Source organism: Pseudoalteromonas sp. 78C3, assembly GCF_002836695.1.
Lineage (GTDB): Bacteria > Pseudomonadota > Gammaproteobacteria > Enterobacterales > Alteromonadaceae > Pseudoalteromonas > Pseudoalteromonas arctica.
Window position 1 is genome coordinate 1 of the sequence record NZ_PJAV01000164.1, and the last position, 21009, is coordinate 21009.

The 21009-nt window shown below is 39.6% G+C and carries 18 protein-coding genes; 12 read left to right on the plus strand and 6 right to left on the minus strand.

Translation table 11 applies throughout. The features are described from left to right. Nucleotides 1-160 precede the first annotated feature (160 nt). Together CXF76_RS14560 and CXF76_RS14565 are read right to left on the minus strand one after the other, a co-directional pair. On the minus strand, nt 161-2239 hold the full coding sequence (locus tag CXF76_RS14560) for a M13 family metallopeptidase (RefSeq protein ID WP_101164026.1): 2079 nt from the start codon (nt 2237-2239) through the stop codon (nt 161-163). A 240-nt stretch (nt 2240-2479) separates the two neighbouring features. After that, on the minus strand, nt 2480-4258 hold the full coding sequence (locus CXF76_RS14565) for an ABCB family ABC transporter ATP-binding protein/permease (protein ID WP_101164027.1): 1779 nt from the start codon (nt 4256-4258) through the stop codon (nt 2480-2482). Between the two features lie 101 nt (nt 4259-4359). Here CXF76_RS14565 and CXF76_RS14570 point away from each other — a divergent pair, with 101 nt between their 5' ends. The 5 genes from CXF76_RS14570 to CXF76_RS14590 all read left to right on the plus strand — a co-directional run bounded on the left by CXF76_RS14570 (nt 4360) and on the right by CXF76_RS14590 (nt 9431). Continuing rightward, on the plus strand, nt 4360-4821 hold the full coding sequence (locus tag CXF76_RS14570; RefSeq protein WP_101164028.1) for a hypothetical protein: 462 nt from the start codon (nt 4360-4362) through the stop codon (nt 4819-4821). A 108-nt stretch (nt 4822-4929) separates the two neighbouring features. Continuing rightward, on the plus strand, nt 4930-6768 hold the full coding sequence (gene secD / locus CXF76_RS14575) for a protein translocase subunit SecD (RefSeq protein WP_101164029.1): 1839 nt from the start codon (nt 4930-4932) through the stop codon (nt 6766-6768). Further along, nucleotides 6761-7705 (plus strand): protein translocase subunit SecF, encoded by a 945-nt coding sequence (secF, locus tag CXF76_RS14580; protein WP_101164030.1) that lies wholly within the window; start codon nt 6761-6763, stop codon nt 7703-7705. Before secD ends, secF begins: the two co-directional genes overlap by 8 nt. Before the next feature lie 181 nt (nt 7706-7886). Continuing rightward, nucleotides 7887-8363 carry a GreA/GreB family elongation factor gene (locus CXF76_RS14585; RefSeq protein WP_101164031.1) on the plus strand — a complete coding sequence of 159 codons (477 nt, stop codon included), beginning with the start codon at nt 7887-7889 and terminating at the stop codon, nt 8361-8363. A gap of 306 nt (nt 8364-8669) precedes the next feature. After that, nucleotides 8670-9431 carry a DUF4145 domain-containing protein gene (locus tag CXF76_RS14590; protein ID WP_101164032.1) on the plus strand — a complete coding sequence of 254 codons (762 nt, stop codon included), beginning with the start codon at nt 8670-8672 and terminating at the stop codon, nt 9429-9431. A 125-nt stretch (nt 9432-9556) separates the two neighbouring features. Here CXF76_RS14590 and CXF76_RS14595 read toward each other — a convergent pair whose 3' ends face one another. Further along, on the minus strand, nt 9557-9895 hold the full coding sequence (locus CXF76_RS14595; protein WP_101164033.1) for a zinc ribbon domain-containing protein YjdM: 339 nt from the start codon (nt 9893-9895) through the stop codon (nt 9557-9559). A gap of 303 nt (nt 9896-10198) precedes the next feature. On the opposite strand from CXF76_RS14595, the gene CXF76_RS14600 reads away from it, so the two are divergent. Genes CXF76_RS14600 through CXF76_RS14610 form a run of 3 tightly spaced genes read left to right on the plus strand, consistent with a single transcriptional unit; the run spans nt 10199 to nt 13231 of the window. Next, complete coding sequence (locus CXF76_RS14600) at nt 10199-11593, plus strand: RimK family protein (RefSeq protein ID WP_101164034.1); 1395 nt, start codon at nt 10199-10201, stop codon at nt 11591-11593. 4 nt (nt 11594-11597) lie between these two features. Further along, complete coding sequence (locus tag CXF76_RS14605; RefSeq protein ID WP_101164056.1) at nt 11598-12710, plus strand: GNAT family N-acetyltransferase/peptidase C39 family protein; 1113 nt, start codon at nt 11598-11600, stop codon at nt 12708-12710. Between the two features lie 8 nt (nt 12711-12718). Beyond that, nucleotides 12719-13231: an MgtC/SapB family protein gene (locus CXF76_RS14610; RefSeq protein ID WP_007582656.1), complete on the plus strand. Its 513-nt coding sequence runs from the start codon at nt 12719-12721 to the stop codon at nt 13229-13231. Between the two features lie 54 nt (nt 13232-13285). Here CXF76_RS14610 and CXF76_RS14615 read toward each other — a convergent pair whose 3' ends face one another. After that, a complete protein-coding gene (locus tag CXF76_RS14615; protein WP_101164035.1) occupies nt 13286-14296 on the minus strand; it encodes a GlxA family transcriptional regulator in 1011 nt (336 codons plus the stop codon). A gap of 126 nt (nt 14297-14422) precedes the next feature. Here CXF76_RS14615 and CXF76_RS14620 point away from each other — a divergent pair, with 126 nt between their 5' ends. Together CXF76_RS14620 and CXF76_RS14625 are read left to right on the plus strand one after the other, a co-directional pair. After that, nucleotides 14423-16330 carry a beta-ketoacyl synthase gene (locus CXF76_RS14620; protein ID WP_101164036.1) on the plus strand — a complete coding sequence of 636 codons (1908 nt, stop codon included), beginning with the start codon at nt 14423-14425 and terminating at the stop codon, nt 16328-16330. A 181-nt stretch (nt 16331-16511) separates the two neighbouring features. Further along, entirely contained in the window at nt 16512-17537 is a 1026-nt protein-coding gene (locus CXF76_RS14625; protein ID WP_101164037.1) for an energy transducer TonB, read from the plus strand. A 107-nt stretch (nt 17538-17644) separates the two neighbouring features. Here CXF76_RS14625 and CXF76_RS14630 read toward each other — a convergent pair whose 3' ends face one another. After that, entirely contained in the window at nt 17645-18061 is a 417-nt protein-coding gene (locus CXF76_RS14630; protein ID WP_024590122.1) for an MgtC/SapB family protein, read from the minus strand. 213 nt (nt 18062-18274) lie between these two features. On the opposite strand from CXF76_RS14630, the gene CXF76_RS14635 reads away from it, so the two are divergent. Both CXF76_RS14635 and CXF76_RS14640 read left to right on the plus strand, forming a co-directional pair. Beyond that, complete coding sequence (locus CXF76_RS14635; RefSeq protein ID WP_232785129.1) at nt 18275-19792, plus strand: BCCT family transporter; 1518 nt, start codon at nt 18275-18277, stop codon at nt 19790-19792. 72 nt (nt 19793-19864) lie between these two features. Beyond that, nucleotides 19865-20203: a hypothetical protein gene (locus CXF76_RS14640; RefSeq protein WP_101164038.1), complete on the plus strand. Its 339-nt coding sequence runs from the start codon at nt 19865-19867 to the stop codon at nt 20201-20203. Here the strand turns inward: CXF76_RS14640 and fghA are convergent. Continuing rightward, nucleotides 20157-20999, minus strand: coding sequence for an S-formylglutathione hydrolase (gene fghA, locus CXF76_RS14645; protein WP_101164039.1), 843 nt, complete (start codon nt 20997-20999; stop codon nt 20157-20159). The genes CXF76_RS14640 and fghA overlap by 47 nt on opposite strands. Nucleotides 21000-21009 lie beyond the last annotated feature (10 nt).

The following is a 21009-nucleotide window of genomic DNA, read 5'->3' on the forward strand; positions in this document are numbered from 1 at the left end:
TGTAGCGTTTAAAGTCCATCTAAAGTGCATTTTAGTGAGGGGATTATCGAGGGATTTAGACGTTGGAATTATATCTATTATTGTAAATTTAACTCAATAAAAAAGGCAACCTGTATAACAGGTTGCCTTACTAAGTAATAAAAAGTAAGTATTACATTACTTACCAAATACGTACACGTTCATCTTCAGGAAGGTATAACTCATCGCCTGGTTTTACATCAAACGCTTTGTACCATGCATCGTGGTTACGCGGCGCTTGTGCTCTAAAGCGACCTGGGGCATGTGTGCCACCACGCAGTTGGTTAAGCATGCTTTGCTCAGTACGTTTTTCTTTCCATACTTGTGCCCACGCAAGGAAGAAACGTTGATCGCCAGTCACGCCGTCAATAACAGGCGCTTCTTTACCATTTAAACTTAGCTTGTAAGCGTGATAAGCCATCGACAAACCACCCACATCACCAATATTTTCGCCAAGGCTATTTCGACCATTAACAAAATTACCTTCGATTGGCTCGTATTTACTGTACTGCGCAGCCAGTTGATCGGCTTTTTTGTCAAATGCAGCGCGGTCAGCATCAGTCCACCAATTACGTTGCACACCGTTTTCGTCTGATTTTGAACCTTGATCGTCAAATCCATGACCCATTTCGTGACCAATTACAGCGCCAATACCGCCATAGTTTACAGCCGGATCGGCATTTGGATCGAAAAATGGCGGTTGTAGTATCGCAGCCGGAAATACAATTTCATTAAACGAGCTATTGTAGTAAGCGTTTACGCGTTGTGGCGTCATGCCCCAGCGGTTACGATCTGTTTTTTGTAGCTCTTTTTCAACACTTTCTGCGTGGAAAAACTCACGCATGTTTTTCACATTACCGATTAAATCGTTTTTAGTAATACTTAAACCATCATAAGACTGCCATACATCGGGATAACCAATTTTTGGTACAAATGCAGCCAGTTTAGCGCGCGCATTTACTTTAGTTGCATCGCCCATCCACTCTAGATTATCAATACGTTCACCGAGGGCTGTGCGTAGGTTTTCAACCAGCTCTGACATTTGTTGTTTTGATGATTCAGGGAAGTAACGTGCTACGTATATTTTACCAATAGCAAAACCAAGCGAACTTGTGCCTGACATTTCACTTATTGCACGTTTCCAACGAGGGCGAGGTTCTTGCTGTCCGTTTAGTTCTTTACCAAAAAAAGCAAAGTTAGTATTAAATACGTCTTCTGATAATAAACCTGCGTTACCGCTAATAGCGTGATACGTTAGGTAGTCTTTCCATACTGCAATATCTTCTTGATTGATTAGCTCAATCATCGCTTTTATTGGCTCAGGCTGAGACACATTTAACTGAGGTACTTTATAACCTGTTTGCGCAAAGTATAAATCCCAGTTAAAGCCAGGATAAGCAGTGCTTAAATCAGCACGTTCAACTTGGTTTAGGGTTAAATCGCGATTACGGCGCTTTTCACGTGGCCAGTGACCTTGTGCAATTTTGGTTTCAAGATCAACAATTGCTTGAGCGCGCTCAGCGGTATTTTCGACTCCTGTAAACTCAAGCATGTCAGCAATGTGAGCAACATAAGCTGCACGCGTTTTTACAAAGCGCTCAGCGTCTTCAAGGTAGTAAGAGCGATCTGGTAAGCCTAGACCACCAGCACCTAGTGACATTTCATATTTATTAGGGTCTAAGCGGTTAAACCACATGCCGCCACCCAAAGGGGCTTTATTACCGGTTAACCAAGACTTACCAAACATTTCAGCTAAATCGTCAGTTGACGCTATATCATTAATTTCACTTAACAATGGCTTGATAGGCGCTACACCTAGTTTATTAAGTGTTTCGGTATCCATATAGGCATTGTAAAAATCAGCAACGAGTCTTTCTTCTGCGTTTAAATCTTTACGTGCGGCTATTTCTTCAATAATAGCTTTAACATCGTCTTCACTGCGCTCAGCTAATCCTGAAAATGCACCGTAGCGGGTTTTATCTGCAGGCATTACGTAGTTGTCATACCACGTGCCACTGGCATACATAAAAAAATCATCGCCTGGTTTAACGGCTTCGTTACGTGCTGTTAGGTCAACACCAAAACTACCTAACTCTGCTTTTTCTGTTACTGCTGCAGTAGCTACTTTAGGTTGTTGCTCGTCTGTTTTTGTTGTTTGCGGCTCTGAACAACCGGTAATAAATGTGGCAGCTAATGCTGCGGCAATTAAACTCTTTTTCATTACTTACTCCTGAGTATCACTGATTGAATTAAAGCAGCAGTGAATCATTTTTATTGTTACGAATATTTAACTTATCGATTGTTATTGATATTAATCATACAAACAAACCTTTTGAGGTGAATCACCACAGTGCTCGATAAAACTAATATAGAGGAAAAGAAAAAGGCTAATAGGTGCTATAAAAGCTTTATTTAGCTCGAATACTTGAAAGTATCCGAGCTAAGAGGGGTTACACACTATTTATTTTTTATGCTGAAGCTCCCACATACGGGCATATTCTCCGGCGAATGTAAGTAACTCATCGTGCTTACCTTGTTCAATAATTTGTCCGGCTTTGAGCACAATAATGGTGTCTGCATCGGTAATAGTGGATAACCGATGAGCAATAACAATACTCGTATGGTTACTGGCAACTTCACGCATTGCTGCGAGTATTGCTTGCTCAGAATGAGAATCGAGTGCAGATGTTGCTTCATCAAAAATTAAAATAGGGGATTTTTTCAAAATGGCGCGCGCAATAGCAATACGCTGTTTTTCGCCGCCGGATACTTTTAAACCGCGCTCGCCAACCAGCGTTTTATCGCCTTTATCAAGTGTTGCTATAAAGTCTTTTAAATGCGCCATAGCAATGGCTTCATCAATTTCTGCATCACTTGCTGATGGTCTACCGTAAGCGATATTTTCACGAATCGTGGTGTTAAACAGCACAGTATCTTGCGGGACTATTGCAATGGCTTTTCGTAAACTATTAAGTGTTACTGAGTTTATAGCTTGATTATCAATACTAATTTCACCAGCGCTTACATCATAAAAACGATAAAGCAGTCGTGCTAATGAGCTTTTACCAGCACCACTGGCACCAACAATGGCTACTTTGCTGCCTGCTTTAACGCTAAAGCTAAGGTTATTAAGAATAGGGCGATGGGTATCGTAACTAAAATTTACATTATTAAATGTTATTTCACCTTGGCTAATATTGAGCTCTTTAGCATTAAGTGCATCGGTTATTTGTGGTTTTTTGTTAAGTAGCCCAAGCATGTTTTCAAGGTCGGTTAGGGCGCGTCTTATTTCGCGGTACACAAAACCTAAAAAGTTAAGTGGTAAAAATAGCTGAATCATATACGCGTTAATCATCACAAGTTCACCAATAGAGAGTGTACCTGCAACTACCTCGGTTGAGCCCAACCACATTAAAGCGGTAATAGCACAAGCAATAATAAGTGCTTGGCCTGAGTTAAGAGCGAGCAACGACATTCTATTTTTTAAACGGGCTTTTTCCCAGTTTGCTAAAAAGGTGTCATACGTTTTAGCTTCAAACTGCTCATTATTAAAATACTTTACAGTTTCATAATTAAGTAGGCTGTCTATAGCGCGGGTATTACTTTGATTGTCGGCAGCGTTTGCTTCGCGAATAAAGCGGTTTCTCCACTGAGTAACCACCACAGTAAAGGTAATATAAATAGCGACTGCCAATAATGTAATAAGCGCAAACCAAACAGAAAACAACGTGCCAAAAATAATCGCTACGGTCAGTATTTCAAACAAAGTAGGTACAATGTTAAACATTAAAAAACGCATTAAAAAACTTAACCCGCTAGTACCGCGTTCTATATCGCGGCTAATGCCACCGGTTTGCCTATCTAAATGAAAAGCCAGCTCAAGTGAATGCAAATGCTTAAATACCTTTAAACCAATATCGCGCATGGCGTGCTCGGTTACGCGAGAAAATACAGCATCTCTTATTTCACCTAAAAATACGCTAGCAAAACGAAGCGCACCGTACATCAATAACAATAAAGCAGGAATAACTAACAGTGGGTTAATCGACTTATCTACAGAGTCTATTATTTCTTTAAGCGCCCAAGGCATTAAAAGCGTGGCACCTTTTGCGCCTATAAGCGCCATAAGTGCAATAAAAACACGGCCTTTAAATTTTGTAAGGTAGGGCCACAGTGTTTTTACACTTTGGCGTAAATTCATGGCGTCTGGTCGTTTTTCACTGCTTTGTTTGGAGCGCATTAGTGATCTCTGTTAAAACTAAATACTTAATTAATAAGCATTGTATTTTAAATGCTTGCCCTTATATACTACGCATCCCTTATTTTAGTTTTAAAACGTGAATGTTTAAATTTAGAGTGTTTTTAACTGCCTTTTTGCTACTTGCTGCACTTTTTAGTGTGCAGAGCAATGCTATGGGCGCCTCACAAAATTTAAATATCAATATTAATATGCAGATTTCGCTTACTGATATTGGCGATTTAACTAAAATACAGCCTATTAGTAAGTCTGTAGATACTTCGCAACATAAAAAAACGCATCAAACCGATTTTGACGCGCACCAACCAAGGTTAACTGCCAATAATTCATCATTGTTTTTGCACACTGTTCAAAGTGAGCCAGAATACGATGTGGTTTTTGAATTTTTTGCTCAAAATCTTGTTAGGCATATATTCTTACGACCAAGAGCCGTTAATCCTATACAGCCTTGGTATACGCTTGTAACTAATAGTAAAAAGTCGCGCTTGAGTGGCTGGAAAGACGTAAACTTACTCTACAGAGCTGTAACTACCTACCACGCTTAATTTTCCTTATTTAATTTTATTAGGTTTTAACTTTTAAAGTTTTAGCCTGCAGATTAGTTGTGCTTTTAAAAAGTACGTTGCTAGCTTTGCTGGCAGTAAGGATTAAACATGTTAAGTTTTAAAAAAGATAAAAAGCCGTCTACGGCTAAATTTAAATTAAGCTATATAGCCATGCTAATAGTATTGGTTTTATTAGCTATTAGCGCATTACCAAACCTATATCCAAATAAATCGTGGTTGCATATCAGTGCAGCCCCGCACAGCGAAACACAATCTTTACCAAGCACTAAAACCCTAGTTACTTTTTTAAATAACCAAGGACTTGAGGTTGAGCAGGGCTTAGATAAGCAATCAACTATTAATGTACTTTTAAACGAGCCAACTAAAAGCGCTCAGGCGCAAGCGGCTATAAAAGCGCAATACCCAAACACGCAAGTTAAAATTGTTGAGCATGCAACCAGCCCTACATGGTTACAAGATTTTGGTTTATCACCAATAAAGCTGGGCCTTGATTTAAATGGCGGTGTGCTATTTGTACTAGACGTAGATTTAGATAAAGCCGTTGATGAGCAATTAGTCAGTGCGTATCAACAAGCTAAATCAATCATAATTAAGCAAAAAGCACATGGCGTAAAAGCGCAGCAAACTCAGCACGGGTTTGAAATAAACGCATTGCCTAATGCAACCGACAAGTTAACCCCCGTTATTAAAGAGCTACAAAGCCGATTTGCTAATTTAGCCGTTATAACAAGCAATAATGGCAGCGTTAAAACTGCTAAATTTAGCTATTCAGAGCAAGGCCGCAGGAGCTTTGATAAAGAAGTTATGGGGCAAACACTTACAACCCTTCGTTCGCGTATTGAAGAGTTAGGCATTACCGAAGCAGTAACACAGCAACAAGGTAAGTACCGCATTCGTATAGAGCTACCAGGCGTGCAAGATCCAACCGAAGCGAAGCGTATTATTGGTGCAACCGCATCACTTGGTTTTTATCAATTAAAAGAAATAGGCGGGCAAACATTTAATATGCAATCGGGCGGAACGATAAAGCTCGATCCTGTGCCAATTTTTACTGGCGATCATATTAATAATGCAAACATAGGCCGCGACGATTGGGGTAAACCACTGGTACAACTAAGCCTAGACGGCCAAGGTGGGGATGCAATGTCGGCGTTTTCAAAAGCCAATATTGGTAAGCCAATGGCGACGGTTTACTCTGAGTATTCTCAAAACGCTAAAGGCGAAGTCGTTAAAAAAAGCGAAGTTATTAATGTTGCCAATATTGCTCAGCATTTAAGTTCGCGTTTTAGTATTACCAACATGAAAAGCCAACAAGCTGCAGCCGATCTGGCATTGCTATTACGTGCAGGCTCGCTTACCGCGCCCGTTACAATTGTGCACGAACAAACAATAGGGCCAAGCCTCGGCCAAGAAAACATTAGTAATGGATTAGCCGCGCTTATGTTAGGCATGGGTATTACCCTTGCATTTATGGCGCTTTGGTATCGCCGTTTAGGCCTTATTGCAAACGTGGCACTTATATTAAATTTAACGTCGCTTGTGGGCTTAATGTCATTATTACCAGGGGTTGTATTAACGCTTCCGGGTATTGCAGGTTTGGTATTAACCATAGGTATGGCGGTAGACACTAACGTAATAATTTTTGAACGCATTAAAGAAGAACGTCGCCAAGGACGTGCACCATATCAAGCTATTCAAGAGGGTTATAAACAAGCCGCAAATACAATATTTGATGCTAATATAACCACCATGATCACCGCACTTATCTTATACGGCATAGGCTATGGGCCCGTTAAAGGTTTTGCCATTACACTCGCACTGGGGCTTTTAACGTCTGTATTTACAGGTGTGTACGTATCAAAAATATTAAGCCAAACGTTGTATTTAAAAATGGGTAAAAAAGCAGGAGTAAAAGCACATGCTTAACACTTTTTTGAAAGGTGAGGCGGGCACTCGTTTACGCTTTATGGGCATGCTTTTAAGCGCCATGTTAGTGCTGCTATCAGTAGTTACGCTTGCGCAAAAAGGTCTAAATTTTGGCCTAGATTTTACCGGCGGTTATTTAACTGAGTTTACAACCAGCCAAAGTGTTGATCTAAAAGAGCTTCAATCGCTTATTGCTAAAAATCACAACGGTGAGTTTGAGCTAACCGCGCAAGGTAATAGTCATTTCCAATTAAGAGAGGCGCCAAGTGCATCAACTATATCAACAACAGCTAATAGCCTTAACTGGCAAAGCGCTGTTACACAAAACGATGATATAAACGCACAGGTATTATCGTCAGCTTATATTGGTTCACAAGTGGGCGATGAGTTATTTGATCAAGGCTGTTTAGCAATGTTTGCTGCAATGATTGCAGTAATGATTTACCTTGCAGTGCGTTTTGAATGGCGCTTAGCTCTCGGCTCTGTGGTAGCGCTAGTGCACGATTTAATACTCGTACTTGGATTATTTTCACTATTACAAATTGAGTTTAACCTAACCGTACTGGCAAGTTTACTGGCTATTATTGGTTACTCACTTAACGACTCAATAATAGTAGGGGATAGAGTACGTGAGCTTTTACGTGTTCAATCAAACAATGTACTTAGCCCAGCGACTATTATTAATAATGCGATTAAAAGTACACTAACACGTACCTTAATAACGTCGGGTACCACACTTGCAACGGTTGCCAGCGTTTGGTTACTTGCAGGCGCACCACTGCAAGGCTTTGCTATTGCATTATTTACCGGCATTGTAGTGGGTACGTTCTCGTCTATTTGTATAGCGGCAACCTTGCCAGAGCTATTGGGCTTAAGCGCTAAAAACTACGAAGTTAAAGTAGATGCCCACACGCAAACATTATTAGATATGCCATAAGGTTTTTAATAAAACACAAGCAAAGAGCTGCAGCAACCAACCGCTATTTGCTTGTTTAATGCTAATTTAAGCCCCGCTAATATTCCCATCAAATTTGCGGGGTTTAAAACAATGGTTTTAAGCCTCGCAAAAATGTTAAACTAATTGCCTTATTTTTACTGCCAGTATTGTACTAATCCCCATGAATAAAACCCACGTTATCGAACACCTTCGTTTTGCACTAGAAGCGCAGCTTACAACAGCAAAAGTAGCGGCAAAAACCGCGCACGATACTGCCACACATGAAGAAAACATAGCCGAAAATAAATACGATACCCTAGGGCTCGAAGCTGCTTATTTAGCACAAGGCCAAGCTCAGCGCGTAAACGATTGCTATAAAAGCATAGAATTGTTTGAGCCTGCCTTTAACGAAAAACCAACCGACAAAATAGCTATCGGTTCGCTGGTGTGTTTAGAAGATGATAATGCAGCGCAAAAATGGTTTTATTTAGGCCCCGCAGCTGGTGGGTTAACAGTAAATGTTAAAGAGCACGCGATTGCCGTTGTAACACCCGGCGCACCAATGGGTAAGCAGCTATTAAATAAACAAATTGATGATGAAATTACGTTAACAATTGCAGGTAAAGCCCACGAATACGTGGTGGTAGAGATCTTATAAAGCTTTGGTTTTTTAAGAGAGGCATTTGCAGGCAGAGCCATACCAACGTAATAATCGCTTATTTATATTCATAAATTAATTGTCGGATGGATAAGCGAAGCGTCACCCGACAAAGGTAATTTTGTCTCATAACATTATTAAAAGTCGTCTTGGTGCAAACCCATAGAGCCCATTTTATTACATGGGTAATTATTTGTTTACATTGAAGTTATTTGGTGGAATTATTGAGCTAAGTAATGTACGCCATTTGGGGGTTATAAACCACCAAAATGGTGTTCAGTAAGATGTTATAACTTAAGGCGTTCAATGAAAGATAGAGCAATATTCAAATATCCTTTTGTAAAATCTCACCCTTATCAGTGGCAATGCCCTACTTGTAAAAAAGGGGTTTTAGAGATCAGTAAAGATTCTTTTTTCTCAAAAGAATCTTCGAAGTCTCGAGCTGGTCATGATCATCCAATGTGGGAGCTAGAGTATATTGAGTTAGTATTTTCTTGTTTGCTTGAATGCTCAAATAATCAATGTAATGAAGTCGTAGCGTGTACTGGTGTTGGCAGTATGGATTTTGATATCGGAGTGGATAATAATGGTAATCAAATTCAAGAATACAACGAATACTTTAAACCGACTTATTTTCAACCGAACTTAAATTTTTTTGATGTACCCATCAAGTGCCCTGAAGATGTAAAAAATAGTATCAATAAATCATTTTCCTTAATTCTAGTTAACCCTGATTCAGCATCTAATCATATCCGTGTGGCTGTGGAATTATTATTAAATAATCTTAAAATAAAAAGGTTTTCTCAAAAAAATGGTAAGCGTTCTACTATAAAATTACATCAGAGAATTGAGAGTTTAAAAACAAAATACTTGCATTTAAAAGATTTATTATTAGCCATAAAGTGGCTTGGAAATGCAGGGAGTCATGCAAGTAAACCTTTGAGTATTGATGACGTCTTTAATGCCTATGATATTCTCGATGTTATATTAACTGATCTTTATGCCAATAAAGCAGCTCAAGTCAAAAGTTTAGCTAAGAATATTAACAAGAATAAAGGTCCTAAATAAAGCGGGTATTACAAGCTGTTAAATAAAGACAATGTTTTTCCCCGTTTTAGTCCACACCTCCTTGTTACTTTAGGAGGTTAGATAAAATAGTTTTAGCCTATAATCAGTATTGTTAAGCATTTAACTTAGTTAGCCTTTTTCACAAACTTTGCTGTTACCATCATTTCGCCAATGCCTTCTACTTTACAATCGAGTTCGTGATCTTTTTTATCAAGCACTCTTCTAACTACCGCTTTGGTGCCAATTTTAATTACTTGCGAGCTGCCTTTAATTTTTAAATCTTTGGCTACTGTCACTTTGTCGCCATCACTTAGCCTAGTGCCGTTGGCATCTTTAACTAAAATAGCGGCTTCATCGTTTGTATTATTTGGGTTCCACTCATGGGCGCACTCGGGGCAAACAAGCAGTTGTTGGTCTTCGTAAACGTATTCACATTGGCATTTAGGGCAAGCTGGTAGCGACATTTTTAACTCTCGTAAGGTGTTGTTTTGCGTATTTTAATCTGCATTAGGTGGAAAATATAGTTAATCAATATTTTTCATCTTCACGCTAAAAATATCTCGTTTGTGCGTTTTTAAAAAAGGGCATATAAAGCACATGTCGCTTAAGCAATTTAAGCGCTAACTCGTACAGTAGGTACCTGTTAAAGCACCCATCATATTAAGTGATTCGCGCAATGCCCACTTAGTACGATGGGTGTTTCTATTTATAATGCTTAGTATTTTACTAAGCATGCTTTTTATATTTTGACTTAACTAGGAAAAGTCGTGTTTAAAACCTTAATTGTGGTTGATAACAACGAGCAAACGCTTGCTCAATCGTTCGAAAATGTAATTACGTTTAATACCTACTTACGTGATTACCCAAAACATAACGAACCAAAAACACGCATTATTAATCTGTGCGACTCAAGCCAATACTTGAGCAAAGGTTACTATTGCTCGTTACTTGCTGAGGCGCGCAAGCACCAAGTTTTACCCAGTGTAAAAACCATTAATGCACTTCGTAGTGGCCAAGCTCCTATGTTAAATGTGGGCCAAATAGACGGCACACTTTACTTTGGTAATGCCCAAAACGATTTACAATCAAAAGCGGCAAAGTCGGTATTTAAACAATACCCAACGCCTATTTTATTTGTTGATGAGCAAGGCTTATTACAACAAGGCTCGATGTCGTCTTTAAACGAGCAACAGTACAGCGAATTTGTAGCCAAGCTAGATAACTTTACTAAAACGCAGTGGCGTATTAGTTCGGTACAACGTCGTTTTAGATGGGACATGGCAATACTTGTTGATCATAACGAAAAAGTACCACCGAGTGATAAAGACGCCATTGCACGTTTTATTAAAGCAGCGGCTAAACACGGTATTAATGCACAAGCATTAAGCTTTGACGAAATTGATAACATTGCCCAGTTTGATGCGTTATTTATTCGCCAAACTACAGCGATTGACCATCCAACGTATCGCCTTGCAAGCAAAGCGCAAAGCCTTGGTTTAGTGGTTATTGACGATGCTGAGTCTATTTTACGTTGTTGTAATAAAGTGTATTTACACGATGCGTTTAATTACCAAAAAGTGCCAAGTTTAAAAACGGTTGTAGTGGCTGATCAAGCAAATGAAACGCTTGAGCAATTAGAAGAAGCGTTTACGTATCCGCTTGTTTTAAAAATGCCTGAAGGGTCCTTTTCAAAAGGTGTGTTTAAAGTTTCAAACCGTGATGAGCTTGCCGCTAAGCTTACAGAGCTGTTTGAATATAGCGCATTAGTGCTTGCACAAGAGTACATGTATACCGAATACGATTGGCGAGTGGGTGTGTTAAATGGCCGTGCAATTTATGCATGCCGCTATTTAATGGCGCGTAACCATTGGCAAATTTATAACCACGACGCTAAACGGTTTTTCTCTGGTGGCTTTGAAACCTTGCCAACCTTTGAGTTACCAAAAGCGGTATTAGATGCAGCATTAAAAGCATGTAAAACAGTGGGTAGGGGTTTATATGGCGTAGATGTTAAAGAGCATCAAGGCAAAGCATACGTGCTTGAAGTAAACGATAACCCAAGTATTGATCACAAAGTAGAAGACGGCTATTTAGGCGATGAGCTATACATGATCATTATGGATGAGTTTAAACAACGCTTAGAAGCACGAGGCCGTGGGTAATAACATGAGCAACCTTGTTATTCGAAAGGCGCTTAGCAGTGATTTAAACGCACTGATTGACGTTGAAAACGCCTGCTTTAATAACGATAAATTGAGCCCGCGCAGTTTAAAGCGCTGGCTAAGTGCAAAACACGGTATTTTACTCGTTGCAGAAAGTGGCGAGCAAATATGCGGCTATGGGCTAGTATGGTGCCATAAAGGGACTCGCTTAGCGCGTTTATATTCGCTTGCTGTTTTACCAACTATGCAAGGTAAAGGCATTGCAAAAGCACTGCTTACTAGTCTAGAAAAAGAAACGTGTGAGCGGGCTCGTATTTACCTTCGTTTAGAAGTGGCTGTAAATAACGAAGGTGCGATTGGGCTTTATAAAAGCTTAGGCTACAGAGTGTTTGGTCAATATAGCGATTATTACGACGACCACAGTGACGCACTACGAATGCAAAAAAACATTCGACAAACAAGTGAGTTAAAAGTGGCGCGTTTAACGCCGTGGTATCAGCAAACAACTGAGTTTACGTGCGGACCTGCTGCGCTACTAATGGCAATGGGGGCACTTGAGCCAGCTACTGAGCTTAGCCAATCACATGAGCTGGCACTTTGGCGTGAAGGTACCACCATTTTTATGACATCGGGTCATGGTGGTTGCCACCCGTTTGGTTTGGCACTTGCCGCTAATAAGCGTGGTTTTAAAAGCGAGGTAATGGTTAATACCACCGAGCCTTTGTTTTTAGATGGCGTACGCAACGAAAACAAAAAAGTGGTACTTGCCACCGTGCATCAACAATTTGTAGATGGTATTGCACAAGCAAATATACCGCTTACACATAAAGATGTAGAGCTTGAGCATATTGAGCAGTGGTTAAGTAAAGGCTTTAGTGTGCTGTTATTAATTAGCACATATAGTTTTGATGGTAAAAAATCACCACATTGGGTGTGTGTTACGCACCTTGATGAGCATTGCGTGTATGTTCACGATCCGTTTTGTGAGCCCGGTAACGATAAACAGCTCGCAATAGATTGCCAGTATGTACCTATTGCACGAAGTGATTTTAGTAAAATGTCAGCGTTTGGTAGCCAACGTTTAAGAACGGCGGTGGCTATAGCTAATAAAATATAAGGTTAACAGTGACTTTTTTAGATTTAATTGATGTAGCCCCGTATTCGTGGGCAGCTATTGGTACTGCGGCTTTTTGCGGTGCCATTATTGGTATAGAGCGCCAGTTGCGCGGTAAACCTGTAGGTATTCGTACATCAGCGTTAATAACCTTGGGTACATATTTGTTTTTATCCACTGCGTTTAATTTACAAGGGGATGTAATAGATCACTCTCGTGTGGTTGGGCAAATAATTACAGGTATTGGCTTTTTAGGGGCAGGCGTTATGCTTGCTAAAGATGGTGCGGTAGTTGGCGTAACCTCTGCTGCAACCATTTGGGTGCTTGCATCAATAGGCGTTATGATAGCGACCGAAAACCTTGGCGCTGCAATAAAACTCTCGGTGCTGGTGGTGGGTATTTTATATGGTGTAGACGTACTTGAGGCTAAATTTAAAAGCTTAAGTAAAGGTGTACACACTAAAGTAAAAAACTATCAAAAGCGCTATTATCGAAAGGAATTTAACGACACAGAACGCCACTAAAAGTGGCGTTTTTTAGTGCTATTGAAATTAGTACTACTCGAACAAGTACTATAATTAGCCAAATAACTTTCTCCTAACTACTTTTCTGTAGCCACTGGGTGTTTGGCTTAATACTTTTTTAAACACGCGTGTTAAATGACCTTGGTCGTTATATCCCACTTCTAAAGCCACTTCTTGAATTGATAAATTTGATGATGCTAATAACTCCTTCGCACCTTCTACGCGTAATTGTTGCCAATACTCAATAGGGCTTTGGTTCGTTGCCGCTCTAAAACGGCGGGTAAAAGTACGGTAGCTCAAGCTAAATTGGGCAGCGACTTCTTGCAGGTTTAACTCGGTAGCTAAATTGGTTTTTAGCCAAAATTGAATTTGTGCAATTAGCTCGTCGGGGTGACGGTCAACTGCACCCTCGAGATAGCGTTGATCTTCGTAGGGTTTGCGTATTTCGTGCGAAAAATTACGCTCTACATGTTGAGCGGCGGCTTTTCCATAGTACTGACTAATAATATGTACGATCACATCTGCAAGGGCATTAAGACTGGCTACCGTATACATGCGCTCTGACTGAGTTATAAAAAAGTCGGGTTTTAAACGCACTAACGGGTAGTCGTGGCTAAATTGATTGGCGTAGTGCCAATGGGTGGTAGCAGGGTGCCCATCAAGTAAGCCAGCCTCAGCTACTAAGCAGTTGCCAGTGCCTACACCAATTATATGGCTGCCTGCGCTAAAGCTTTCGCTTAGCCAATCAACTACGTCTTGATTTGTACGCACTACAGGGCGCGGGTTTCGCCAAATTCCGGGCACTATAATTAAATCGCTGTAGGGGGCGTTAGTTGTTATGCAATCAGGAATTATCGCAAGGCCTGCGCGAGTGGGTATAAATTCAGCATTTTTAGCCACTAAATTTATAGCAAGCGGTCTAAAACTTTGCTTATCAATATGGCCTCTAGCAAAGGCTTCGCCGGCTCTTAGCATCTCAATAGGCAGCGTTAAACTAGTCACTAATAAATGCGGATAAACCGCTATAGCAATGTTTAATGGTGGATTAGTGTTTTTTTCAGTCATATAAATGCTCCGACCAGTACATTTTGGCCTTTTGTGCTGAATATTTGGCTATTAAAGCACAATGTGTGGTGCATAATCCATTTAAACTGCCTCCTCTCCTTATAACACGTTTCTAAAAGGTAAATTATGACAGCATTACCCGTTATAGTAGGCATGGGTGGCATTAACGCCGCTGGCCGTACTTCTTTTCATCAAGGTTATCGCCGTATCGTGTTAGATAGTTTAAATGCTCAAGATCGCAGTGAAACATTTTTAGGCCTCGCCACACTGATGAATCTAGTAAGTGTTGTAAACGGCCAATTACAAGATACACAAGGTAATAATGTTGAGCAAAGCGACATAGAAGCACGTTTTGGTGAGCAAATTATTGCTGGTACGCTTATTCGTAAAATTGAAAAAGAACACTTTGATGCCGATGCCACACCGTGGCAGCAAAAAATGACGCTAAACGCATCAAGCGATAACGCAATTGTGTTTGAAACGCGCGCTCGCGACTTACCTACACCTGTTCCAGCTAGCTGGCAAGTTGAAGAACTTGAAGGCAAAAAAGTAAAAGTAACTATTGCAGCCGACTTAGATGTTAAGCATGACTCAACACGTGATAACCCGATTAAATCTGCAGGGCAATTCCCGACTGGGTTTGATCCGTCTGTTATGTATAACAGCCGCTATCAGCCTCGTGGTTTGCAAGCTACTATTTTTGCAGCTACCGATGCTATTAAATCAACAGGGCTTGATTGGCAGCATATTATGAATAGCGTAGAGCCAGATAAAATTGGTACCTATTCAGCATCGGTAATTGGCCAAATGGACGACAAAGGCCTAGGCGGTTTAGTAAAGGCGCGCCAACAAGGCGACCGTGTTAGTACTAAGCAGTTAGCACTGGGTTTAAATACAATGTCGACCGACTTTATTAACGCGTATGTTACGGGCAATGTAGGGACTACGTTTTCGACCTCGGGGGCCTGTGCTACGTTTTTATACAACTTACGTGCAGCGGTTAACGACATACAGGCAGGGCGTACACGCGTTGCGGTTGTCGCAAGTGTTGAGTGTGCTATTACACCAGAAGTGATTGAAGGCTTTGGTAACATGAGCGCACTTGCAAATGTCGAAGGTTTGCGCCGTTTAGATAACTTATCAAGTGATGAAGAACCAGATTATCGCAAAAGTAGCCGACCATTTGGCGACAACTGCGGCTTTACATTAGGTGAAGGCGCACAAGTTGCTATTTTAATGGACGATGCCTTAGCCCTTGAACTAGGCGCTGACATTATGGGCTGCGTACCAGATGTATTTGTAAATGCAGATGGCATAAAAAAATCAATCACGTCACCTGGCCCTGGTAACTATATTACCATGGCTAAATCGGCTGCTTTAGCAACGAGCCTTTTAGGCAAAGAAGCTTTGCAAGAACGTAGCTTTATTTTAGCGCATGGCTCAAGTACACCACTAAACCGCGTAACAGAGTCGCTGATATATCACAAAGTGGCACAAACGTTCGCTATTGATAATTGGAAAGTGACAGCGCCAAAAGCCTATGTTGGTCATACTATAGCTCCTGCAAGTGGCGACCAATTAGCGATAGCTCTAGGTGTATTTAGCCATAATATTATGCCGGGTATTACCACAATTGATAAAGTGGCTGATGATGTTTACACCGATCATCTTGATATTCGTAATAGCCATTACGAATGCAGTGAAATGGATATTGCTTTTATAAATTCAAAAGGCTTTGGCGGTAATAATGCAACAGCAACCTTACTTTCACCAAAAGTAACAATACAAATGCTCGCTAAGCGCCATGGCAATGAAGTTATGAGTAGTTACATACAGAAAAACGTGGCAGTTAAAGCCGCGCAACAAACATATCAAACTCAAGCTGATTTAGGCCAGTATGAGCTTATTTATCGCTTTGGCGACGGACTTATTGATGACAACGATATTGTAATAGACGAGCAAAGTATTCAGTTGCCTGGCTTTGAAAAAGCAATTACGTTTAGCACAACAAACTATTATCAAGATATGTTTTAAGCACACATACTTGTTAGCAAGGCGCTTTTTAAGCGCCTTTTTTAATGCCTCAAATATATTTATCTATTAAGTTTTTTCTAAGTGAAGCTCATTAAATGAACTAATTTTTTGTATTTACACTTGCTTTTATGTTGATCGTTTGTTTCTATTATATAAACACTATCTAGGATGGATAAAACTGATGAAAAAACTCATATTAGCGCTTTCTTTAACTTGTACTTTTACTCAACTCTCTGTTTTTGCAGATGACTTTGTTCCTGCAGAAGTGATTAATAAAAACTACGATCAGCTCACTAATACTTCTTCGCGCGCTTCGAGGTTAGAGGGGATTAATTTGAGCAGTTACGTGGTTGATAAAAGCGGGCAGGTTAGTGATATAGAAATTGTAGCTACGGTTGGGCAAAAAAAGTACCAAAGAGAAGTAATGGATTACGTGTCTAAGCTCAACTACAAAAGTGCAAAATTAAATGGTGAGACTATACCTGTAGCAAAAACCATTACTGTAAGTTCGCAAAATTTGCATATTAATTTTTCAAACGATAAAGCGTCTCGCGGCTTTTTTAATGATTATGAGCAAGCTAGTAAATTAATCGACGAAAAGAAATACGATGAAGCTAAAAGCCGTATCGATGAATTAGAAAATGAACATACAAAAAATACGGTTGAGATTGTTTTGCTTGCATGGCTTAAAAGCCAGCACAGTTATTTTGTGCAAGATTGGAAGAGCTTTGATCAGCATATCTACGAAGCGTTTTTATTTAGAGATAATCTACCAGATCAAATTCAAAAACGTGTGATTAAAAACGCTTTACAGTGGTTTATATCAAAACAAGATTATGTACGTGCTTATGATGCAATAGATGCACTAGGCAATATTGAATCCATAACCTTTACAGAGCAAAACAGGGAACAGTTGTTAACTCAAGTGAACGATATTTATAAAAACTCGGGAGATATTAAGCAACAATTTAGTTTAGCTTCAGAACAAGCTGTAATGCCTATGATGTCGAAGTCTGAAGTTAAATTAGAATCAGAATTACCACTGAGCAAAGTGCAACTTAGATGCGAAAACAAAGTCGTTGACTATGACACTAATACAATTGATAAAATTGTTATTTCGAAAAATGATTTGCGTTGTGGATTATTAATAAAAAGCGCTCAAGCACAAACAATTACACTTAAGCAAAGCGGTGAAAGCTTTTTATAAAAATTGTAACTCCCCACATATAAATTATGGGGAGTTATTGCATTAATAAGTTTTGGCTATTCAAATAATGCATTGGAATTTTGCTGCAATACTTATTAAAAAAACTGTTACTTAAACTTTTTTACATACCTAAGCGTTATAAAATTAATAATGGCAAGTAAAATGGCTATTTCGTAACGGCTGTAGGCTACAGCTATACCAATTAAGCCCATATTCCAAATACTGGCTGCGGTTGCTGTGCCGGAGGTTGATTTGTTATTTTTCAAAATTGCGCCACCGCCAATAAAACCAATACCAGTAATGATGCCTTGCAACATTTTTGATTGAGCTTCTGCGCCATCTAAAACCGACATAGCAATTAATGCATATCCACACGATGCAACAGCAACAAGAGGAAAGGTACGAAGGCCTGCGCCATCATTACTACGCTCTCTGTCGTATGCCATGGGTAGTGCAAGTAGGTATGCAATACCTAAGTGTATTAAGTTATCAATGATTTCATTCCACTGTAAATCAATTTCCATTATTGAGCCTGTGCTGGTTAACTTTGTTAATAATAAGCAAACAGCAAGCCATGGAATAAATTACTAGTAATCAATGGTTTATTGTTAATATCTATATTTAACAAGAATTATTGAGGAAACTTTTACATGTTTTTATTACTATTTTACGCAATAGTTAATTTGATCTGAGTTTTAAAGCCCCGTATTCTTTTATCCAGACTAAAAGACACCTATGTGAATCTCTTGCCTTTAAATAAAACATTAAGCACACCCACTAAGCTTGAAAAAACAGCCTTACTATTTTGCGTTGGGTTATCTGTTATTGCTTTTTTATTTCCTGAATTACTCACAGAGCACTTACAACCCGCTATTAATAAAATTTTAGGTTATTTAGGGTCGCCATTTTTTATATTGGTAAACTTGTTACTTTTTTCTGTGATAGCTATTGCTATAAGCCCATTAGGGCAACGAAAAATAGGAGGAACGCAAGCACTTGTTGAGTTTAGTACCTTTGGTTGGCTTTCTATGTTGTTTGCAGCAGGAATGGGCTCAGGACTTATATTTTGGGGAGTAGCAGAGCCTGCACTACACACAGTTAACTCGCCTTTAAAGCAAAGCTTGTATCCCAACCACAAAACAAGTGGTTTGGCACTTACACTAGTTAATTGGGGCGCGCATGCATGGGCGCTCTATGCAGTATTTGGCTTGGTATTAGGTGGGCTTACTCGCAATAGTGGTACAGCGGGCGATATTAGTGCTCCTGTGATCAGTGCAACTAAAGGCGTTATTAATCGGGCTTGGCAGTTACAGTTGAGCTTTAGCATTAAATTAATTGCCATACTTGCAATATTTTTTGGTGTTGTGGGCACAATTGCTAATTCAACTTTATTACTGCGTAAAGGGCTCGAGCTTGAGCTAGGGGTTGAGTCTGCTTTATTTTCGGGGTTTATTATAATTTTTTTAATTGCGCTGCTTTATACTACTTCTGCAAAGTTGGGGCTTAAAAAAGGAATTCAAACTCTTAGTAAATTTAATGTGTTTTTAGCATTTGCACTTATAGCATGGCTATTAATTTTTGTGCCTATACAGCCAATTATAGATATAGCAATAGGCGGTACATGGGATTACATTCAGCTCATAACCACAGGTACATGGCAGTTTGAAAGCGTACTTAATGACCCAGCATGGGCAACAGGTTGGACATACAATTACTATTTTTGGTGGTTAGCTTGGGGCCCGTTTGTTGGTGTGTTTTTGGCAAAAATTAGCCAAGGACGGCCGGTTTGGCAATACATTTTAGGTGTCGTATTTGTACCAACCTTTGTGACTATTATATGGTTTAGTGTGTTTTCGGGCTCTGCAATTGCGTGGGATCAAACTCACAATGCAGGCATTTTAGATGCTATTAAAGTCGATTATACGCAAGGGCTGTTTGTATTTTTCGAGCAATTAGGCTGGCAAGGCGGTCTATTAATTTGGTCAAGTTTATTGCTTCTACTCATTTTTGTAGCCACATCAGCAGACTCTGCTGTTTTGGTTATTCGCCAATTAAGTGGTGCAAGTGAAGTTCAAACATGGAGCTTGTATGCTTGGTCGTTTGCACTAGGTTTATGCGCTTTTGTTTTGTTAGTACAAAACAATGAACCATTAAACAGAAGCGTTGCTATTATTGGAGCGCTTCCTTTTTTAATTATATTTATATTGCAATTAATTGGTTTTATTAAAGAGTTCATACGTGAATTTAAGCACTAAGGCTTACATTTATTTACAATGCTATTTTTAAAGTTGTATATAATTTAGGTAATTATATTGGTGGGGTTAATAATGCGTACTTTTTTGATTATTCTATTTTCAAATGTATTAATTGGTTGCGCTGCTGCGGGTATAATTTTAGATGGGGCAGCGCGCTCTCAACCTGGCCCAGTAAATGTGGGGCCTGTTGTAAAAGATAAAGAGGGCTTTAGCTTTACTAAACTCGGTGTTGAAGCCGATATGGCTATAGTTGAATTTATTAAAGGTAAGGGCAATAACAATACGGTACAAGTATGCAGGCAAGTGAGTAAAGTATTGAAAGAGTGTGTAGAGTTAGAAAAGTCATCCCTACACACTAATGAGCCTATGCAGTTAAAAACTGATGATGAAATAATAAGTGTTGGTCAATAAAGCTGCTTATAAAAAAGTAGCTATGATCGTAGCCTGCTTGCATTTCAAGTGTAAGTGGGTAGCCTTTTTTATCAGCAATAGCGACTAAGTTTTCTGGCTTAAGTTGCTCTTGTAAAAAGCCATCAGCATCACCTTGACTCACTAACATGGGTAAGTAATGAGCTTGCTCTGCGTTTTTCATCAACTCGCAGCTATCATATTGTGCCCAAAGCGCTTTGTCATTTCCTAAATAACCAGTAAATGCTTTTACACCCCAAGGGCATTCAATCGGATTTACAATAGGGCTAAAAGCCGAGGCACTTACAAACGAAGTCGGGTTTTTAAGTGCAACCATTAATGCACCGTGCCCGCCCATAGAGTGACCACTAATTGCTTTTGTGCTTGTAATCGGAAAATGTTGTTCAATAAGTGCTGGTAATTCACTAACAACATAATCGTACATATTAAAATGAGTGTTGTAAGGAGCTTGCGTGGCATTTACGTAAAAGCCTGCGCCTTGTGCAAAGTCGTAGCTGTCTTCATTGGGGACGTTTTCGCCGCGCGGGCTAGTGTCAGGCGCTACAATAGCAATACCCAGCTCAGCTGCTTTTTTAAATGCGCCGGCTTTTTGCATAAAATTTTCGTCTGTACAGGTTAAACCTGATAGCCAATAAAGTACCGGTACTTTGTTTGTCTCACTTGCGCCAGGTGGTAAAAATACGGCAAAGCGCATAGTGCTATGTGTACTTTGCGAGCTGTGAGTATATTGTTTATGCCAACCGCCAGACACTTTTACACTTGAGATATTTTCTAACATACTTAATCCT

Coding starts and splice junctions, on each gene's coding strand:
- CXF76_RS14560 (WP_101164026.1), bottom strand. CDS start 2,239: ATGAAAAAGAGTTTAATTGCCGCAGCATTAGCTGCCACATTTATTACC.
- CXF76_RS14565 (WP_101164027.1), bottom strand. CDS start 4,258: ATGCGCTCCAAACAAAGCAGTGAAAAACGACCAGACGCCATGAATTTA.
- CXF76_RS14570 (WP_101164028.1), top strand. CDS start 4,360: ATGTTTAAATTTAGAGTGTTTTTAACTGCCTTTTTGCTACTTGCTGCA.
- secD (WP_101164029.1), top strand. CDS start 4,930: ATGTTAAGTTTTAAAAAAGATAAAAAGCCGTCTACGGCTAAATTTAAA.
- secF (WP_101164030.1), top strand. CDS start 6,761: ATGCTTAACACTTTTTTGAAAGGTGAGGCGGGCACTCGTTTACGCTTT.
- CXF76_RS14585 (WP_101164031.1), top strand. CDS start 7,887: ATGAATAAAACCCACGTTATCGAACACCTTCGTTTTGCACTAGAAGCG.
- CXF76_RS14590 (WP_101164032.1), top strand. CDS start 8,670: ATGAAAGATAGAGCAATATTCAAATATCCTTTTGTAAAATCTCACCCT.
- CXF76_RS14595 (WP_101164033.1), bottom strand. CDS start 9,895: ATGTCGCTACCAGCTTGCCCTAAATGCCAATGTGAATACGTTTACGAA.
- CXF76_RS14605 (WP_101164056.1), top strand. CDS start 11,598: ATGAGCAACCTTGTTATTCGAAAGGCGCTTAGCAGTGATTTAAACGCA.
- CXF76_RS14615 (WP_101164035.1), bottom strand. CDS start 14,296: ATGACTGAAAAAAACACTAATCCACCATTAAACATTGCTATAGCGGTT.
- CXF76_RS14620 (WP_101164036.1), top strand. CDS start 14,423: ATGACAGCATTACCCGTTATAGTAGGCATGGGTGGCATTAACGCCGCT.
- CXF76_RS14625 (WP_101164037.1), top strand. CDS start 16,512: ATGAAAAAACTCATATTAGCGCTTTCTTTAACTTGTACTTTTACTCAA.
- CXF76_RS14630 (WP_024590122.1), bottom strand. CDS start 18,061: ATGGAAATTGATTTACAGTGGAATGAAATCATTGATAACTTAATACAC.
- CXF76_RS14640 (WP_101164038.1), top strand. CDS start 19,865: ATGCGTACTTTTTTGATTATTCTATTTTCAAATGTATTAATTGGTTGC.
- fghA (WP_101164039.1), bottom strand. CDS start 20,999: ATGTTAGAAAATATCTCAAGTGTAAAAGTGTCTGGCGGTTGGCATAAA.